Annotated in this window: 2 protein-coding genes; both read right to left on the bottom strand. The window is 61.3% G+C overall.

The features are described 5' to 3' along the window. Positions 1 to 436, bottom strand: a 436-nt coding sequence (locus tag EN935_RS38790; protein ID WP_127374392.1) for a M20/M25/M40 family metallo-hydrolase, incomplete at its 3' end; no start/stop codon positions are given. Positions 437 to 450: 14 nt separating this feature from the next. Next, positions 451 to 731: NAD(P)-dependent oxidoreductase (locus tag EN935_RS38785; RefSeq protein WP_281040420.1), on the bottom strand; the 281-nt coding region annotated here is incomplete at its 5' end.

Genomic DNA, 731 nt, shown 5'->3' with positions numbered 1-731 from the left:
GCTCTAACTGGCCGAAGGCTGCACGGCTTCCGATGTAGGACGTTGGAAACCAGGTGCTCTCCTCGGCTCGTATGGCAAGAACAATGATCGGACGGGGAGGCTTCAGGCCGGCCGCTTTCAACGCGGAAACAGCCGCCAATCCAGCAACGACGCCCGCCGCGCCGTCAAAATTCCCGCCATGGGGAACGCTGTCGAGATGTGAACCGACTATCCATGGCGCCCGTTCCCTATGCTCGCCCGGCCAGGTCATGAAAAGGTTGCCCGCAGCGTCGCGTGTCGTGATCAACCCGAGCCTTTCGGCCTCCTTGAGCACGATAGTATGGGCAGCTTCCTCACCCTTGCCGTAGGCATCACGTGTAATGCCCGGCTCATCGACGCTGGCCTCTTGCAAGGCGTCGAGCAAACGGCCGGCAAGCGCAATATCGGCGTTAAGCATGGGGTGTCCCGAGGTCAGATTTGTTGTTGGGGCAGACGTCTCGAAGGCCAGACCGAAGCATTGACCAAAGTATCGGGTCGCTGACCGGCGAGCACCGAAAGAGCGCAGTCGGCCGCAGCGACCGCTGTCCTTTGTAGCGAGGCTTCAGTGGAACCGGCCACGTGTGGGGATAGCACCACGTTTTTAAGGGAACGCAGAGGATGATCCGCCGTCAGCGGCTCGCGTCTGAAGACGTCGAGGCCCGCACCCCGGATCCTTCCTGTCTTGAGGGCGTTGACAAGCGCCTCTTCGTCGA

Source organism: Mesorhizobium sp. M7D.F.Ca.US.004.03.1.1 (assembly GCF_003998635.1).
GTDB classification, from domain to species: Bacteria; Pseudomonadota; Alphaproteobacteria; order Rhizobiales; family Rhizobiaceae; genus Mesorhizobium; species Mesorhizobium loti.
Note: the sequence above shows the minus strand (reverse complement) of the source record. Positions and strands in the feature narration are given on the sequence as shown.